General features: G+C 74.4%; 15 protein-coding genes and 1 pseudogene. 8 read left to right on the forward strand and 8 right to left on the reverse strand.

Annotated features, from left to right (window positions below):
* Positions 1–152: 152 nt before the first annotated feature.
* Positions 153–635, reverse strand: a complete 483-nt coding sequence (locus AC156L_RS10680; protein ID WP_330874347.1) for a MarR family winged helix-turn-helix transcriptional regulator — start codon at positions 633–635, stop codon at positions 153–155.
* A gap of 172 nt (positions 636–807) precedes the next feature.
* Here AC156L_RS10680 and AC156L_RS10685 point away from each other — a divergent pair, with 172 nt between their 5' ends.
* Positions 808–2,334, forward strand: a complete 1,527-nt coding sequence (locus AC156L_RS10685) for an FAD-dependent oxidoreductase (protein ID WP_330874348.1) — start codon at positions 808–810, stop codon at positions 2,332–2,334.
* A 12-nt stretch (positions 2,335–2,346) separates the two neighbouring features.
* Here AC156L_RS10685 and AC156L_RS10690 read toward each other — a convergent pair whose 3' ends face one another.
* From AC156L_RS10690 to AC156L_RS10700, 3 genes and pseudogenes are all read right to left on the reverse strand, one after another.
* On the reverse strand, positions 2,347–2,721 hold the full coding sequence (locus AC156L_RS10690; protein ID WP_330874349.1) for a type 1 glutamine amidotransferase: 375 nt from the start codon (positions 2,719–2,721) through the stop codon (positions 2,347–2,349).
* A gap of 44 nt (positions 2,722–2,765) precedes the next feature.
* Positions 2,766–3,068 (reverse strand): annotated as a pseudogene (locus tag AC156L_RS10695) (hypothetical protein); the annotation flags it as partial.
* A 79-nt stretch (positions 3,069–3,147) separates the two neighbouring features.
* Positions 3,148–3,759 carry a MarR family winged helix-turn-helix transcriptional regulator gene (locus AC156L_RS10700; RefSeq protein WP_330874350.1) on the reverse strand — a complete coding sequence of 204 codons (612 nt, stop codon included), beginning with the start codon at positions 3,757–3,759 and terminating at the stop codon, positions 3,148–3,150.
* 245 nt (positions 3,760–4,004) lie between these two features.
* On the opposite strand from AC156L_RS10700, the gene AC156L_RS10705 reads away from it, so the two are divergent.
* Together AC156L_RS10705 and AC156L_RS10710 are read left to right on the forward strand one after the other, a co-directional pair.
* The gene (locus tag AC156L_RS10705; RefSeq protein WP_330874351.1) at positions 4,005–4,547 is read left to right on the forward strand and encodes a carboxymuconolactone decarboxylase family protein; all 543 of its coding nucleotides are present in this window, start codon (positions 4,005–4,007) and stop codon (positions 4,545–4,547) included.
* A gap of 73 nt (positions 4,548–4,620) precedes the next feature.
* Positions 4,621–5,427, forward strand: coding sequence for a hypothetical protein (locus tag AC156L_RS10710; protein WP_330874352.1), 807 nt, complete (start codon positions 4,621–4,623; stop codon positions 5,425–5,427).
* Between the two features lie 6 nt (positions 5,428–5,433).
* On the opposite strand, the gene AC156L_RS10715 is transcribed toward AC156L_RS10710, so the two are convergent.
* Positions 5,434–6,039: a MarR family winged helix-turn-helix transcriptional regulator gene (locus AC156L_RS10715; RefSeq protein ID WP_330874353.1), complete on the reverse strand. Its 606-nt coding sequence runs from the start codon at positions 6,037–6,039 to the stop codon at positions 5,434–5,436.
* A 465-nt stretch (positions 6,040–6,504) separates the two neighbouring features.
* On the opposite strand from AC156L_RS10715, the gene AC156L_RS10720 reads away from it, so the two are divergent.
* Together AC156L_RS10720 and AC156L_RS10725 are read left to right on the forward strand one after the other, a co-directional pair.
* The gene (locus tag AC156L_RS10720; RefSeq protein WP_330874354.1) at positions 6,505–8,220 is read left to right on the forward strand and encodes a glycosyltransferase; all 1,716 of its coding nucleotides are present in this window, start codon (positions 6,505–6,507) and stop codon (positions 8,218–8,220) included.
* 254 nt (positions 8,221–8,474) lie between these two features.
* Complete coding sequence (locus AC156L_RS10725) at positions 8,475–9,230, forward strand: ZIP family metal transporter (protein WP_330874355.1); 756 nt, start codon at positions 8,475–8,477, stop codon at positions 9,228–9,230.
* A gap of 10 nt (positions 9,231–9,240) precedes the next feature.
* Here the strand turns inward: AC156L_RS10725 and AC156L_RS10730 are convergent, their stop codons facing one another.
* Together AC156L_RS10730 and AC156L_RS10735 are read right to left on the reverse strand one after the other, a co-directional pair.
* Positions 9,241–10,653, reverse strand: coding sequence for a SpoIIE family protein phosphatase (locus tag AC156L_RS10730; RefSeq protein ID WP_484406781.1), 1,413 nt, complete (start codon positions 10,651–10,653; stop codon positions 9,241–9,243).
* Positions 10,640–11,389 (reverse strand): GAF and ANTAR domain-containing protein, encoded by a 750-nt coding sequence (locus AC156L_RS10735; protein ID WP_330874357.1) that lies wholly within the window; start codon positions 11,387–11,389, stop codon positions 10,640–10,642. Before AC156L_RS10735 ends, AC156L_RS10730 begins: the two co-directional genes overlap by 14 nt.
* A gap of 393 nt (positions 11,390–11,782) precedes the next feature.
* On the opposite strand from AC156L_RS10735, the gene AC156L_RS10740 reads away from it, so the two are divergent.
* Both AC156L_RS10740 and AC156L_RS10745 read left to right on the forward strand, forming a co-directional pair.
* Positions 11,783–12,595 carry a glycosyltransferase family 2 protein gene (locus tag AC156L_RS10740; protein WP_330874358.1) on the forward strand — a complete coding sequence of 271 codons (813 nt, stop codon included), beginning with the start codon at positions 11,783–11,785 and terminating at the stop codon, positions 12,593–12,595.
* Positions 12,596–12,611: 16 nt separating this feature from the next.
* The gene (locus AC156L_RS10745; RefSeq protein ID WP_330874359.1) at positions 12,612–13,736 is read left to right on the forward strand and encodes a glycosyltransferase family 4 protein; all 1,125 of its coding nucleotides are present in this window, start codon (positions 12,612–12,614) and stop codon (positions 13,734–13,736) included.
* A 12-nt stretch (positions 13,737–13,748) separates the two neighbouring features.
* Here AC156L_RS10745 and AC156L_RS10750 read toward each other — a convergent pair whose 3' ends face one another.
* Positions 13,749–14,336 carry a helix-turn-helix domain-containing protein gene (locus AC156L_RS10750; protein WP_414719806.1) on the reverse strand — a complete coding sequence of 196 codons (588 nt, stop codon included), beginning with the start codon at positions 14,334–14,336 and terminating at the stop codon, positions 13,749–13,751.
* A gap of 71 nt (positions 14,337–14,407) precedes the next feature.
* Between AC156L_RS10750 and AC156L_RS10755 the strand changes: the two genes are divergently transcribed.
* Positions 14,408–15,430 (forward strand): alpha/beta fold hydrolase, encoded by a 1,023-nt coding sequence (locus AC156L_RS10755; protein ID WP_330874361.1) that lies wholly within the window; start codon positions 14,408–14,410, stop codon positions 15,428–15,430.
* The last annotated feature ends 27 nt before the right edge of the window (positions 15,431–15,457 follow it).

Below are 15,457 nucleotides of genomic sequence, written 5' to 3' on the forward strand. Positions count from 1 at the left end.
TCCGCAGGCACGGGCCGGTCCGACGTCGAAATTCCCGTCGAATGCGATCGAACGCCGTGGTCGGCCAAGTCGGAATCGATCACCGAGTTGTCCGGCAGGCGGCGGAGGTGGTCGCACTCGTGAACGGATCCGGGCCGAACCGGCCGGGAGCGCTAGACCTCGCCGTCGCCCTCGGGGGCGGCCAGGTCGCGCAGGTCGTCGACGAACCTGCGCATCAGCCGCTCCAGCTCCAGCAGGTCGCGGTCGCTCCACTGGGCGAACACCGGGCCCGCGAGCCGGTGCCGGGCGGCGTCGAGCGCGTCGGTGACGCGGCGCCCCTCGGGGGTGATCAGCGCTTCCCTGACCCGCTTGTCGGCCGCGCTCGGACGGCGCTCGACCAGACCCAGTTCGGCCAGCTTGGCGACCTGCCTGCTGACCGTGGTGTGGTCGCGACCGGCCCGGTCGGCGAGTTCGACCACGCCGATCGGCTGGAACCGCTCGATCCCCACGAGCAGCGGGAACAGGGCGCGGTCGAGCGTGACGCCCGCCTCCCGCAGGAGGACGTCGTCGCGGCGCGGCAGGTTCATCAGCGCCACCAGGTCCACGACGGACCCGTGGAGGTGCCGCTGCGCCACCAGTCGACGCCTCGTGGTCATCCCCGCCGCACCTGCCTTCCACGCCGCCCCGGACGGGCGGGCACATGGTAGCGCGAGCCCGCCGACGCCCGTATACCTGTGCATCACGCACAGGTATACGACAGGGAATCATCAGTCAGAGAAAGAATACTGAGATTGACGACCGGGACAGTCGACCCATAACGTGTGCATCATGCACACAATTTACCCACCGGTGGAGCACCGAACCACCGCGGAGCCCGACGTGGTCATCTGCGGCTCCGGCGCGGCGGGGTTGACCCTCGCCGTCGACCTCGCCCGCAGGGGCGTCGGGTTCCTCCTGGTCGACAGGGCTCCGCACCCGTTCACGGGCTCGCGCGGCAAGGGCATCCAGCCGCGGAGCCAGGAGGTGTTCGAGGACCTCGGGCTGATCGACCGGATCGTCGCGTCCGGGGGCGAGTACCCCGCCCAGCGCCACCACGCCGACGGCGGCTGGGTGGACCGGTCCGACTTCGGCGGGCTGGAACCGACGGCGGCGGAGCCGTACCAGCTCCCGCTGATGGTCCCGCAGTTCCTCACCGAGCGGCGGATGCGGGATCGGCTGGCCGAACTCGGCCACGTCCCGCTGCACGGCCACGAACTCGTCGGCTTCGAGCAGGACGCCGACGGCGTGACCGCGCGGATCACGACCCCCGACGGCGAGCGGACCGTGCGGACCCGGTACCTGGTCGGCGCCGACGGCGGGTCGAGCTTCGTGCGCAAGGCCCTCGGCATCGGCTTCCCCGGCAAGACCCTCGGCGTGCGGGCGCTCGTGGCGGACGTCCTGGTCGACGGCGTGTCGGCCGACGCCTGGCACACGTGGGGGCACGGGACCCCGGACCACGTGTCGCTGTGCCCGCTGCGCGGCACCGACCTGTTCCAGTACCAGAGCCCGATCCCCTTCGACGCCGAGGTCGACCTGTCCGCGGAGGGGCTCACCGCGCTGCTGCGCGCACGCACCGGGCGGGACGACCTCGTGGTCAGGGCCGTGGACTGGGCGTCCGCGTTCGCGATGAACGCGCGGCTGGCGGACAGCTACCGGGTCGGGCGGGTGGTGCTGGCAGGGGACGCCGCCCACTGCCACCCGCCGACCGGCGGGCAGGGCCTCAACACGGGTGTCCAGGACGCCTACAACCTCGGCTGGAAGCTCGCCGCCGTGCTCGACGGCGCCCCGGACCCGCTGCTGGACACCTACGAGGAGGAGCGCAGGCCCGTCGCCGAAGCGGTGCTCGGCCTGTCCGTGCGGCTGCTCGACGCGGCCAGGGACGGCGAGGTGCGCCGGGGCCGCGAGGTGGCCCAGCTCGACCTGGGCTACCCGACCACCTCCCTGGCCGTGCCCGGCCCGGAGCGCGACCGGGGCGTCCGACCGGGCGACCGCGCCCCCGACGCGCCCCTGACCGGGGCGGGAGGGCTCGCCACCCGGCTGTTCACCCTGTTCCGCGGACCGCACTGGACCCTCGTCGGCCACGACGTGGACGCCGCGTCGGCACCGGCTCCGCGCGCGGGCCTGCACGTCCACACGACGGGCCACCGCGGTGACGTCGTGGACACCGGAGGGCACCTGCGCACGGCGTACGGCCTCGTGGCCGGGCAGTGGGTCCTGGTCCGCCCGGACGGCTACGTGGCCGCGGTGGTCGACACCGCCGGGCTGGGTGCCGTCGAGACCTTCCTGGACGGCGTGGGGGTCCGCGCGCCGCGGTGACCGCGTCCGGGCTCAGCCGCGGGACACGGCCGCGACGTGCGCCGCCCAGCGCGCGAGCACCCGCGCCCCCTCGGCCGCCACCGAGTCGATCTCGTCGGGGGTGATGGTGGTGCCCGGTGGCAGGTGGGGCGCGGCCCCGCTGAGCACGTCGGCGTCGAACTCGACGTGGAACTGGAGGCCGTAGGAGTCGCCGAACCGGAACGCCTGGTGCTGGTACCGCTCGGACGCCGCCAGCCGCACACCGCGCTCCGGCAGGTCGAAGGTGTCGTGGTGCCAGTGCACGACGGGCAGCCGCGGCCCGGAGGGACCGAGGACCGGGTCAGCGAGCCCGGCGGGCGTGAGCGTGACGCCGCCAGCCCCGACCTCGAACTCCGGGCCGCGCCGCACCCGTGCCCCAGCGCCGCGGCGAGGAGCTGCGAGCCGAGGCAGACGCCGAGGACCGGTCGGCCGAGGCGGACGCACTCCGCGATGAGGTCCCGTTCGGCCGCCAGGTGCGGGTGGGCCTCGTCGTCCAGCGCCCCCATCGCCCCGCCCAGGACGACGAGCACGTCCACCGGTTCCGCGTCCGGCAGCGCCTCCTCCCGGTCGACGCGCACCACCCGCACGTCCGCCCCGACGGCGGACAGCGCGGGGGCGATCAGCCCTGGTCCTTCGAACGGGACGTGCTGCACCACCACCGCGCGCACACGGCCTCCTCTGCGGGCTCGGTCCGGGTTCCTCGTGCCCGGTCTCACCAGCGTGCCACAATTCAGGTAGGAGTCCTACCTACTTTTCGACGAGGAGGTTCACCGGGTGCGCACCGGGGCGCGAGGGCTAGCCCGCGGCCGGTTCGTGCTCGGGGCAGTCGGTCCGCAGGTCCGTGAGCGGCAGCGGCATCGCGAGCAGGTCGCAGTGGTGCGGCGCCACCGGGTCGACGTGGGCGTCCGGGTTGAAGAAGCGGCACGTGGTGCACATCCGCGCCACGCTCACCACGCCCCGGCGGTGCAGGTCCGCGATGACGTGGAGCAGCGAGTCCAACGTGGTCGCCCGGTCCACCACGGACAGCCGCGCGAACGCCGCCAGCAGCGGTTCGTCCCACGTGGACAGTTCCGCGGCGACCTCCTCGCCGCGGCCGGTCAGGGCGAGCAGGCGCCGACGGCCGTCGGCGCCCGGCGACCGCGTCAGCAACCCCTTGCGCTCCAACGCCCCGATCGCGTCGGACATGGTCGGCGTCGTCACGTCGAACTCGGCGGCCAGGGCGTTGACCTCCCGACGGCCCACCGGCCGGTGCACCAGCGCGAGCACGGCCCGCTGCTGCAACGGCGACAGGCCCTGCGCGCGGGCGGTCCGCTGGGCCAGCGAGCGCAGGCCTTGGCCGAGCCGTTCGACAGCGCTCGCCAGCCGCGCGTCCAGGTCGCCCGCGCCGCCGGCCCCGTTCCCCGTCATCCGAACCGCCTCGAAGGTAGGACTCCTCACCAGTAGCTGATGGTACGCACCGCCGACGCGGTCGCGGATCGTTCCCGCACACCGCGGCGCACGGCACGGGACACCCCGTTCGTGGTCGCGGGATTCGTTGTGCGCCAGGGAAGAACGCCCGGCGGGTGAACTCTGTGACCTACCGCACGAGGCCTTGCTTCCTCCCCGTCGCGCAATACAGTTGGCACTGCCAAACAAACGAGAGGACAGGTTCCATGCCCCGTTTCAGCACCGTCGACCCCGCCACCGCCGACCCCAGGGCCCGCGCGCTGCTCGGCAAGGTCGAACGCGCCCTCGGCGTGACGCCGAACATGATGCGCGCGATGGCCAACTCCCCCGCGGTCCTCGACGCGTACCTCTCGTTCAGCGGCGCGCTGTCGAAGGGACGGCTCCCCGCCGCCGTGCAGGAGCAGATCGCCCTCGTCGCCGCCACCGAGAACGAGTGCGGCTACTGCCTGGCGGCCCACACCGTCCTGGGCGCCAGGGCCGGGCTCAGCGAGACCGACCTCGTGTCGGGGCGGCACGCCCGCGCCTCCGACCCGAAGGTCGAGGCCGCGCTGCGGTTCGCCCGCGCCGTCATCACCACCAAGGGCTTCGTCAGCGACGACGACCTCGCCGAGGTCCGCGGCGCGGGCTACGACGACGGCGAGATCGGCGAGATCGTCGCCGCGGTCGCCCTCAACACCTTCACCAACTACTTCAACTCCGTCGGCGAGACCCAGCTCGACTTCCCGGCCGTCGACCTCGCGGTCGGCTGACCCCGAACCCCGATCCGCCGTCCTCCGCGCGGGCGGCTCGTCCGCGCGGAGGACGGCACGAGAGAGGAAGACCATGGCGCGATCCAGCACATCCGGTTCGACCCGCCGCCGAGCCGCGCTCACCGCGGTGGCCGTCTGCCTGGCCGCGGCGGTCGTGCCCGCCGTCGGCTCGGCGGCGGGCGGCGACCACGACCACGGGGCGGACCACCACGGCGGTGGGATCCCCTCGGCGGGCGGCGACGTCCACCCCGCCGCCTTCGACCTGGTGAGGACTACCGTGCGCCGCCAGGGCGACCGGCTGGTCTTCACCGAACAGGTCCGGGGCGCGGCGGGCTCGGTGAAGCCGAGGCCCACCGGGGCGTTCGCGGGCAGCTCGGTGCTCAGCTACGTGTGGCCCGTGTCGCTCAACCCGTCCACGATCGGCTTCACCAGGGACAGCGGCGTCCTCGCGCTGGCGGCGACCAGCCACCCGGACTTCGACGACACCCCGCTCTACGACGAGAACCACAACGGGGTGAAGAACGACGACGGGCACCTGTGGCACTCCCACTGGGTGGTGCTCGTGCCCGACACCACGCGTCCCGACGGGGCGCTCAAGGTGCGGGACGTCCTGCCCGGCGAGAAGCCGGACCTCCCGAGGACCTGGCCGGGGGTCCCGCTCTACCTCGACAGCCCGCCCTACCCCACGCGGTTCGCCGGGCGCACCGTCCGGATCGAGGTGCCCGCGCGCGACCTCGGGTTCCCGTCGACCTTCTCCTACGACGGGGTGACCGCGGCCCTCAGGGTCAACGGCGACCTGCACGACCCGCTGCTGCGGGTCGAGAACGTCTTCGACGTGGCCTCGGGGACCCTGTCCCTGCCCGGCACCGCGGGGCGCTGACCGGGATCAGGGTTCGAGCGGCTGGTGGTCGGGGCAGGTCACGCGCAGCTCCGCGTCGCCGAAGGGCGCGTCCACGAAGTGGCAGTGGTGGGGGCGGGCGGTGTCCTCCGGGTGGGCGTCCGGTCCGAAGAACCGGCACGTCAGGCACATGCGGGACACCGGGATCGCCTGGCGGTCCTGCAACGCCTTCATGACGGCGGCGGTGCCGCGGAGCATCGCGGCGAGGTCGGACTCCGACAGCACGGAGATCGCCTCGCTCATCGTCCGCGACACGGCGGCCAGCCTGCGGGCCTCCGCCTCCCCCTCGGCCGTCAGCCGCACGACGACCGCCCTCGCGTCCGCCGGGTCGCGGGCGCCGTCCAGGAGCTTCTTGGCCCTCAGCACCTTCACCGCGTCGGACACGGTGGGCGGGGTGGACGCGAGGGCCCCGACGATGTCGCCCTGGCGACGCGGACGGGCTTCCCCGTCCAGGAAGGTGATGATGTCGGCCTGCAACGGGGAGAGGTTGTGCGGACCGCTGTTGCGCCAGGCGTCGATCCGCACGGCCTGGCCGAGGCGCGCGAGCCCGGTCAGGAGTTGGTGCGTCGGCGGCAGACCCGGCACCTCCGGCATGGAGCCCCTCCCCGCGCGAATCCGTACCGCCCCATCCTACAAGCACCCCCCGACGACTCCGTTGTGGACGCGGAGGCGCGGTCGCGCGCCCACCGGACCGCTGACGTCCGTGCGCGTGCGCGCGGGGACCGTCCACAAGGGAGGGATGGTGGGGGCGAAGGCCGTCGCGAGCGCCGACCGGGACGTCGCGCACGCCCGTCGTCGGGCCGCGATCCGCGCCGGGATTCCGGGTGGACCGGTGGACCCGCGCCCGAGCCGGCTCCGACCGGGCGGACCGCCTCGGTCGGGGTGGCCCGCCCGCGGAGAAGAGGCCACGCGCATCCGAACGGGTGAAACATGCCCTCGCACGGAGTAGAACCGGTACCTACCGGGGTACCACGAGGAGAAGGAAGGGCGGTTGAGCAGACAGCCGTCGGAAGACCGCACGTGGTACCGAACCACGGGTCGTGACGACAGGATGTCCTGATGGAGCACTGGCTCGACGTCCGCGAATCGACCACCTCCGGTGCCGTGGTGGTCACCGTGACCGGCGAGGTCGACACGGCCACCGCCCCCCTCCTCGCCGACCGCGTCGCCCGCGTCCGCGACGCCCGCGCCGTGATCGTCGACCTCAGCGGGGTGAGGCTGCTGGCCGCCGCGGGGGTGACCGTCCTGGTGACCGCCCACCGGGCGTGCGGCGGGCGCGGCACCCCGATGTGGGTGGTGGCTCCGAACCGGAGCGCGCGGCGGGCCCTGGAGGCCTGCGACCTCGTCTCCGTGCTGCACGTCGTCGCCGAATCGCCCGCGACGACGGCCGCGAAGCTGACCGACGCGCTGGAGACCCGCGCGAGCGTGGACGCCGCGGTCGGGGTGCTGATCGCGCGGGACGGCCTCGACGAGTCCGGTGCCCGCGCGGCGCTGGTCGACCAGGCGCGCCGCGCCAAGGTCAGCGTGCGCCGCCACGCCGCGGCGATCGTGTCCAGGGTGTCCGGCCGGACGCCGGGCGGGGCGCGGGACCCCGCGCGCCGGGAGGCGTCGAGCCTCTACGTCGACCTGGTGTCGGCGGCGTGGGAGTCCGAGTCGCCGGAGCACAGGGCGCACATCGTCGACCTCGCGAGCGCGTTGCACCGCCTGGGCCACCGGGTCGTGCTCCACGTCCGCCGGACGTCCCCGGACGGTCCGGACTCCGAAACCGCACTGGCCGGGTTCGAGGTCGTCCGCGTGCCCGCCGGACCCGCGACCCCCCTGTCCAGGGCGGACCTGCTCCCCCACCTCGACGAGTTCGCGTCCGCGCTCGACCACGAGTGGACCGGACGCGCGCCCGACGTCGCGCACCTGCACTCCTGGCCGTCCGGACTGGGACTGGCCACGAGGGGGACCACCGTCCCGCTCGTGCAGTCGTTCCACGGGCTGGAGCCCTCCACCGGGTCGAGCAAGGTCGTGGAACTGGAGAGGCTGACCGCGCTCGCCGCGGACCGCGTCATCGCGGCGAGCAGCGACGAGGTGCTCCGACTGACGCGGATCGGGGTGCCGAGGGCGAGGACGTCCTTCGTGCCCCGGGGCGTGGACACCGACCTGTTCACCCCGGACGGTCCCGTCGCACCGCGCGGCACCCGACCCCTCGTGCTCGCGCTCGGGGACGTGGCGCCGCACAGCGGTGTCGACACCGCGATCGAGGCGATGGCCGCCGTCCCCGACGCCGAACTGCTGGTCGTGGGGCCGATCCGGTCCGCGGTCCCCCGCGAGGACCCCGAGGTGGCCAGGCTCGTCCGGCTGGCCCGCGGTCACGACGTCGCCCGCAGGCTGAAGTTCACCGGCCACGTGGCCCGCCGGAACCTGCCCGCGCTGCTGCGCTCCGCGGACGTCGTCGTCCGCGTGCCCTCGCACGACCCGTCCGGCACCGGTGCGGCGCAGGCCATGGCGTGCGGGGTCCCGGTGGTGACCACCGCCGTGGGCGCCCTCGCCGACCTCGGCCTCGACGACCTGACCGGCCTGCTGGTGCAGCCGGACGACCCCGCCGCGCTCGGCCAGGCGCTGCGCGAACTCCTCGCCGATCCCTTCCGGCGGCAGATCTGCGCGATCACGAGCGCCGACCGCGCCCGCACCCGCTACTCGTGGGACCGGGTGGCGGCGGAGGTCGAGACCGCCTACCGGAAGGTCGCCAGGACCGCGCACGCCGACACCACGGCCAAGCGGACCTGAGCGCGTGCCCGTGCCAGGACGGGCGTGCGCGGGCCGGCGCGCGGCGACCGGGAGGAAGGACGAGGATGATCGCCGTCGACACCGAGGACCCGTGACGACCGCTCGCCCCCGACCGACCCCGCACCGCGCCGGTGCCCGCGGAGGTCGTGGCGGCTGACGACCGCGGTCCGGTGTGGACGGACCGGGGCGGTCGTGGACGGCCGCCGGGTGCTCGACGGGAGGACGGCACCGCCGTCGTCGGAGGAGGTGCGGTGATGCCGCAGTGGCTGGAGGCCGGGCTGTGGGGCCTGGTCGGTGGTGGCGCGCTGCTGCTCGGCGCCGCCGTGGCGTGGCGGGTCCCGGTGTCGAGGGGCGTCGTGGCCGCGATCATGGCGTTCGGCGCGGGCGTGCTCATCTCGGCACTGGCGTTCGACCTGGTCGACGAGGCGGAGCGGTCGGGTGGCCTAGTGCCCGCGGTCGTGGGTTTCCTGGGCGGTGCCGGTGCGTACGTCCTGGCCAACGTCGTGCTCGCCCGCCGGGGCGCCCGGCACCGCAAGCGCTCCGGCGACCAGCAGTCGTCGGAGGCGGACGTGCGGGGCAGCGGTGCGGCCATCGCGATCGGAGCGCTGCTGGACGGCGTGCCGGAGTCCGTGGTCCTGGGCCTGTCCCTGCTGGGCGGCAACGGGATCGGCGTCTCGGTGCTGGTCGCGGTGTTCATCTCGAACGTCCCCGAGGGGCTGTCCAGCGTCGCGGGCATGAAGCGCGCGGGCCGCGGCGCGCGCTACGTGTTCGGCGTCTGGGGCGGTATCGCCCTCGCCAGCGGACTGGCGGCCCTGCTCGGGAACCTGCTGCTGCGCGACGCCCCGCCCGCGACCGTCGCGGTCATCACCGCCGTCGCCGCCGGAGCGATCCTCACCATGGTCGCCGACACCATGATCCCCGAGGCCTTCGAGCGCAGCGGCGTCTACACGGGCCTCATCGCCGCGATCGGGTTCCTCACCGCGTTCACCGTCGGGCACCTCGGCGGCTGAGGGAACCCGATCACGGCTCAAGGCGGACGCGAGGACCACCCGGACCCGACCACACCGCCAACAGCACCGTCACGTCACCACGCGGCTCACCACCGTCGTGGTCCAGCACGGCGCGCAGCAGCAGGCGGGCCGCCTCCGGCGGTGGCTCGACCTCGGTGCGCAACCGCCCCAGCAGGTCAGCGAGGCGGTCCGCCCCGACGCCCCCGCCCACCACACCGCCGGTGTGCAGCAGCAGCCAGTCACCCGGCTCGACGACCGCTTCGGCGGCCTCACCCCCGAAGCCCGCGCCGCGCCTCCCCGCGTCCAGGGCGGTCACCCCACCGTCCCGCACCACCAGGAGCCGCGCGGTGCCCGCCGTGAGGAAGCGCGTCCGCCCGGTGCGCAGGTCGAGTTCGGCGAGCGCACCGCCTGCGTGCCGACCCGACCCGAACGCCGTGGTCAGCTCCTGCTCGACGGCGTGCGCCTGCCCGGTCAGCGGCAGTCCCCCGCGCCGGGCCGTGCGGTAGGCGGCGAGCGCGGCGGCCGTGACGAGCGCCGGGTCCGGGGTCCCGCTGCCGGCGTCGAAGATCGCCAGGTGGGCCGTCGTCTCCGACAGGGCGTAGTCGAACGCGCCGGTGCCGGGCTCGCCCGAGCCCGCCACCGCGACGGTGTCGGTGCCCGCGGTCAACGGCGGGCGCACGTCCCGCAGCAGTTCGACCGCGGGGGTGCTCGACCGCCGCCGGGGCAGGTCCAGCCCGTCGCCGTACTTGCCCGTGGTGACGACCAGGTGCCCGAGCAGGCGGCACAGCCACCGGCACTGCTCGCGCAGGTTCGGGTCGCGCGCCTCGGCCGGGTCGGCGAAGGTCACCTCGACGACACCGAGGCGGTCGGTCCCGTCCAGCAGCACCGACCACAGCCGGGGCACCCCGTCGCGGGTCTCGACCACCTCGTCCACCGCTCGGAACGCCCGGCCCGCGGTGGTGCCGTCGACGGCCAGGGCGTCCCGCCCCTCCTCGGAGAGCACGGGGACCAGCAGGCGCTGCGCGTGGTCGACGAGGTAGACCTCCAGCCGCACGCCCAGTTCCCGGCCCGCGGCCAGCGCCACGGCGGGCAGGCGCTCCGGCGGGGCGCGGTGCGCGCCGTCGAGCAGGTCCACCAGCGCGGCCAGCGGCCCGGTGGCGGGTTTCGCCTGGCGGACCGCCCTGCTGTAGGGCACCCGGCGCAGCCAGTCCAGCTCGTCGAGCCGTTCGTTGATCGCGTGCGCGAGCACGTCGCGCTGGAAGGCGGGCAGCGGAAGCAGGCCGTACAGGTAGGCCTCGACCTCCACCGGGCCCGCGTCCCCGCCGAGGGCGAAGTACCGCAGCCACAGCTCGTCCGTGCTCAGGCCGGTCCGCTCGGCGCACGTCGCCAGCAGACGCCGCTGGTCACCCTCATCGGTCGACAACGTCGACTCCCCGGTCGTGGTGGTCGTCCCACGTCGACCGCACCACCGCGCGCGCGACGTCCCGCAGCGGCGCGCGGTCGCGGTGGGACAGGGACACCAGCTGCGCGAACGCGGTGTCCGGGTCGACGTGCCCGCGTTCGGCCAGGACGCCCTTGGCGGTGGCGACCGCGTCGCGGTCGCGCAGCGCGGCGGTCAGGCGGTCGCCGAACCACCGGGCGTCGTCGCGGGAGCTGACCTCGGCCAGCAGCACGGCGGCCTGCTCGGCGAACAGCCCGACCAGGTGCTCCTCCCGCTCGCCGAACGCGCCCGGCTCGACGGCGTAGACCTTGACGGCTCCCAGGCAGCGCCCCGCCGTCAGGAGCGGGACGCTCAGAGAGGCCCGCACCCCCAGGTGCGCCGCCCGCTCGCACCACCGCCGCCACCGCGGCTCGGTGGCGATGTCGTCGACCCGGCACACCACGCGGTCCAGCGCCGCGACCAGGCACGGCCCCTCGTCCAGGTCGTACTGGAGCTGGTCGGCCTCCCACACCAGCGGATCGGAGGCCGCGGCGGTGAGCCTGCGCCCCGAGTCGTCCACCAGGCTGACCCCGGCGCCCACCGAGTCGGGGACGATCCCGGCGGCCAGGGCGACGACGAGTTCCACCGCCGTGTCCACGGTCTGCCTCGTCATCAGGTGGCCGGACACCCTCGCGACCAGCACGGCAGGCTCGTCCGCCTGCGGCGACTCCCGTTCCACGACCACGTCCTCACCACGTCGACAGGACCTCGATGCGTGATCTACCCGTTTCTCGGGCCTTCACACCACCTCCCCGGACGACGTGAGCGAAATCCCAGGTCGCGGGAGTACGAACCTCCCGTGCGACCGTCGGCCGAACGGGACACCGGGGCAGCCCTCGACGTCGCCGCGCCACCTCCCCCACGACGGGGGGACCCTGGTGGACGCGGGTGCCGGGGCGTGACCGGCGGCGGCCCGGCCGACCCGTTCGCGGGCCTGCGCCCACCGCTGGGAACACCCGCGGCGGCGTGAGCAGGCGGGTTAGCGGGCGGGCACGGGCTGTGCCATCCTGGCCCGGACGTGGTGGCGGGCGAGGGCCCCACGGTCGGGCCCCGTGCGCGGGAAGGGTGGGCGTTGCCGACAGTCTCGATCATCACCGCCGCGTACGCACCGAAGGCGGACTTCCTTCGGGCCACCGCGGACAGCGTCTCGGCACAGGTCCTGCCCGCGGGCTGGGACGTCGAGTGGGTCGTCCAGGAGGACGGGGCCGACCCGTCGCTCGCGGGCTTCTTCGAGGGTGTTCCCGAGGCCCGGTACGGCGCCAACGGCGTGCGGCTCGGGATCAGCGCCACCCGGAACCTGGCGCTGTCACGCGCTTCCGGCGAACTGGTGCAGGTCCTCGACCACGACGACGTCCTGCTCCCCGGCGCCGTGGCGACGCTGCTGACCGCGTTCGAGCACCACGACGTCCACTGGGCCGTCGGCGCGGCGGACGACCTGCTCCCCGACGGCACGCGCAAGGCGTGGGACTCGGCGCTGCCCTTCGGGCTGGTCGAGGCGGGCGCGGTGAACGCGTGGGCCGAGGCCCACGGCGGCAACTGGCCCGTGCACTGCGCCGGGCTGCTCATGCGGACGGATTCCCTGCGGGCCGTGGGGGGCTGGGCGTCGAGCCCGGCGGACGACGACCTCATCGCCTTCGCCGCGCTGTCCGAACTGGGCGCGGGCTGGAACGAGGAGAGGGTCACCTGGCTGTACCGGCAGCACGCCGGGCAGACGACCCGGTCGGACGCCCTCGCCGCCCTGCGCGACGTGGGACGGCTCATGGCGCTGCAACGCGTCGCGGCCCTGCGCACCGCGGGCCTGACGCTCGCCCCGCCCGGTCCCGCGGCGCGGAGCGCGGACGTGCGGCTGCTGGCCAACAGCAAACCACCGGCGAGCCTGGGCTAGTCCACAGTGGACTGACGTGTCCGCGATCACGGTGGTGGCCGCGTGGAACACTGCGGTCATGCGGATCACGTTCATCCTCCCGGTCTTCTCCAGGCTGCCGAGCGGCGGCTTCCGGGTGGTCTACGAGTACGCGAACCGGCTCACCGCGCGCGGCCACCGGGTGACCGTGGTGCACGAGCAGTGGTACGAGGGCTGGCACCGTCCGCTGAAGCACCTGCGCGAGATCGCGCGGGACCGGTGGCACGACCGGCGGCCGGGTGGGCTCGCCGACTGGCTGCGCTGGATGCCGATCGACCCCGCCGTGCGGATGACCATGGTCACGAAGCTCGACGCCCGCGAACTGCCCGAGGGCGACGTCGTCGTGGCGACGTACTGGACGACCGCGCGCCTGCTCCCGCTGCTCGCCCCGGAGCAGGGCAGGCCGCTGCACCTCGTCCAGGGGTACGAGGTCTGGGGCGTCGACGACCCCACCGAGGTGGACGCCGTCCTGCGCTCCGACGTGCCGAAGGTCGCCGTGTCGGGCTACCTCGCGTGCCTGCTGGAGGACCTGGGGGTGCCGCGCGGGAGGGTGTCGGTCGTCCGCAACGGACTGGACCACTCGGTGTACCGGCCGCCGACGCCCGACGGGCCGCGCGGCACGAGCGTGAGCGTGCTGGCGGGTTCGGGGCCGCAGAAGGGGACGGCCACCGTCGTCGCCGCCCTCGAACGGGTGCGCGAGCAGCTCCCGGACCTCCGGGTGAACGCGTTCGGAGCCGAGAAGCGGCCCTCGGTGCTGCCCGGCTGGATGGGCTACTCCCGTGCGCGCAACGGCCGGGAGCAGGCGAGTCGGGCGTACCGGGCCAGCGCGGTCCACCTGTGCGGGTCCGTGCAGGAGGGGTGGGGGTTCCCGGTCGCCGAGGCGATGGCCTGCGGCACGGCGGTGGTGACCACGCGCAACGGTGGCGTGGAGGACTTCTGCGCGGACGGGCGGAACTCGCTGCTCGTGGACGTCGGCGACGCCGACGGCATGGCGGGGGCCGTGCTGCGGCTCCTGCGCGACGGGGAGTCGCGCCGTCGACTGGTCGAATCGGGTCTGCGCACCGCGGCGTCGATGGACTGGGAGGAGTCGGCGGACTCGTTCCTCGCGGCGCTGCGGCCCTGATCCGGCGGGACGTCACCCCGGCGCGACGGTCAGGTGCGCCTTCTCGCCCTGCGGGCCGATCAGGATGAGGAGTTCGGCCGACCGCTCGTCGGCGCTGCCGATCCAGTGGGGGACGCGCGCGTCGAACTCCGCCGCCTCGCCCGCCCGCAGCAGGAAGTCCCGTTCGCCCAGCAGGAACCGGACGCTCCCGTTCATCACGTAGAACCACTCGTAGCCCCCGTGGGTGCGCGGCGCGGGCTCGCCCCAGCGCGACGCGGGCGGGTACACGACCTTGAACGCCTGGATGCCGCCCGCGCGCCGGGTCAGGGGGACGAAGACCATGCCGTCCCGCGTCACCGGGGTCAGGTGGACGCGCGGGTCGCCCGTGCGGGTCGAGCCGACGAGGTCGTCGAGCGGGACGCCGTGCACCCGTGCGAGCGGCAGCAGCTGCACCAGCGTCGGGTGCAGCTTCCCGGTCTCCAGGCGGGACAGGGTGCCCGCCGTCAGCCCGGTCTGCTCGGCCAGCTCCGCCAGGGTCGAGCCGCGGGCCCGGCGCAGCGCGCGCAACCGGGGCCCGAAGGCCGCCACCACGGAGTCCTCGAAGTCGTCCACCCTCACCATTTTGCCGATCCGCAACAGAAGTTGCCAGCTCGAATTCCGACGGCGCAGGCTCGTCGCGGAGGTGAGACCTGATGGTCAGGTACACGACGTTCCGCTTGACGCTCGTCGGCGCGGTCGCCGTGCTGCTGTGCACGCTCGGCTGCACCGCGGCGGGGCAGTCCCCCGGTGCGGGCGACCCGACGTCGAGCGCACCGGCGTTCGACGCGGCGACCCGCGGGGACGAGGAGTTCAACCGGCTGTTCACGCACCGGTTCGCCGAGGTCGACGGGGTGCGCCTGCACTACGTCGCGGGCGGCACCGGTGACCCGCTCGTCCTGCTGCACGGCTGGCCGCAGACCTGGTACGCGTGGCGCGGCGTCATGCCCGCCCTGGCGGAGAGGTACACGGTCTACGCGCTGGACCTGCCCGGCCTCGGCGACAGCACCGGATCGCCCACCGGCTACGACAAGGCCACCCTGGCCCGCTACGTCCACGGGCTGCTCGCGGACGAACTCGGCCTGCGCGACGTCCGGCTCGTGGGGCACGACCTGGGCGCGGGCGTCGGGGCGCGGTACGCCTCGCAGTACCCCGACGAGGTGGTCAGGTACGCCCACCTCGACTACCCCCTGCCCGGACCGGCGCTCAGCGCTGCGACCTACCGGACGTTCAGCTGGCACATGGCGTTCCACGACCAGGAGGGGATCCCGGAGATGCTGGTCGACGACGACGTGCGCGAGTACCTGGCGTCGTTCTACCCGCTGGTCGCCCACGGGGGCGTGAGCTTCGGCGGCGCGGGAGCGGCGTCGCCGTTCAGCGAGGAGCAGGTCGACGAGTTCGCCAGGACCTACCGGCGCCCGGAGGTGCTCAGCGGCGGGTTCGACCTCTACCGGACCCTCGACCAGGACGAGCGGGACAACGCCGCGGCACGACCGGTCGCCGTCCCGACGATGGTCATGGCGGCCGAGGGCACCCTCGCGTCGGCCCGGCCCACCGTGGAGCCGCTGTTCTCGGCCGTCGAACGGGCCGTCGAGGTGCCGGGTTCGGGGCACTGGCTGCCCGAGGAGAACCCGGAGTTCGTGACGCGGGAACTCCTCGACTTCCTGGCGGGCCCGTGAACGGGGCGAGCGCGCAACCCGTCGGCG

The organism is Umezawaea sp. (genome assembly GCF_057122925.1).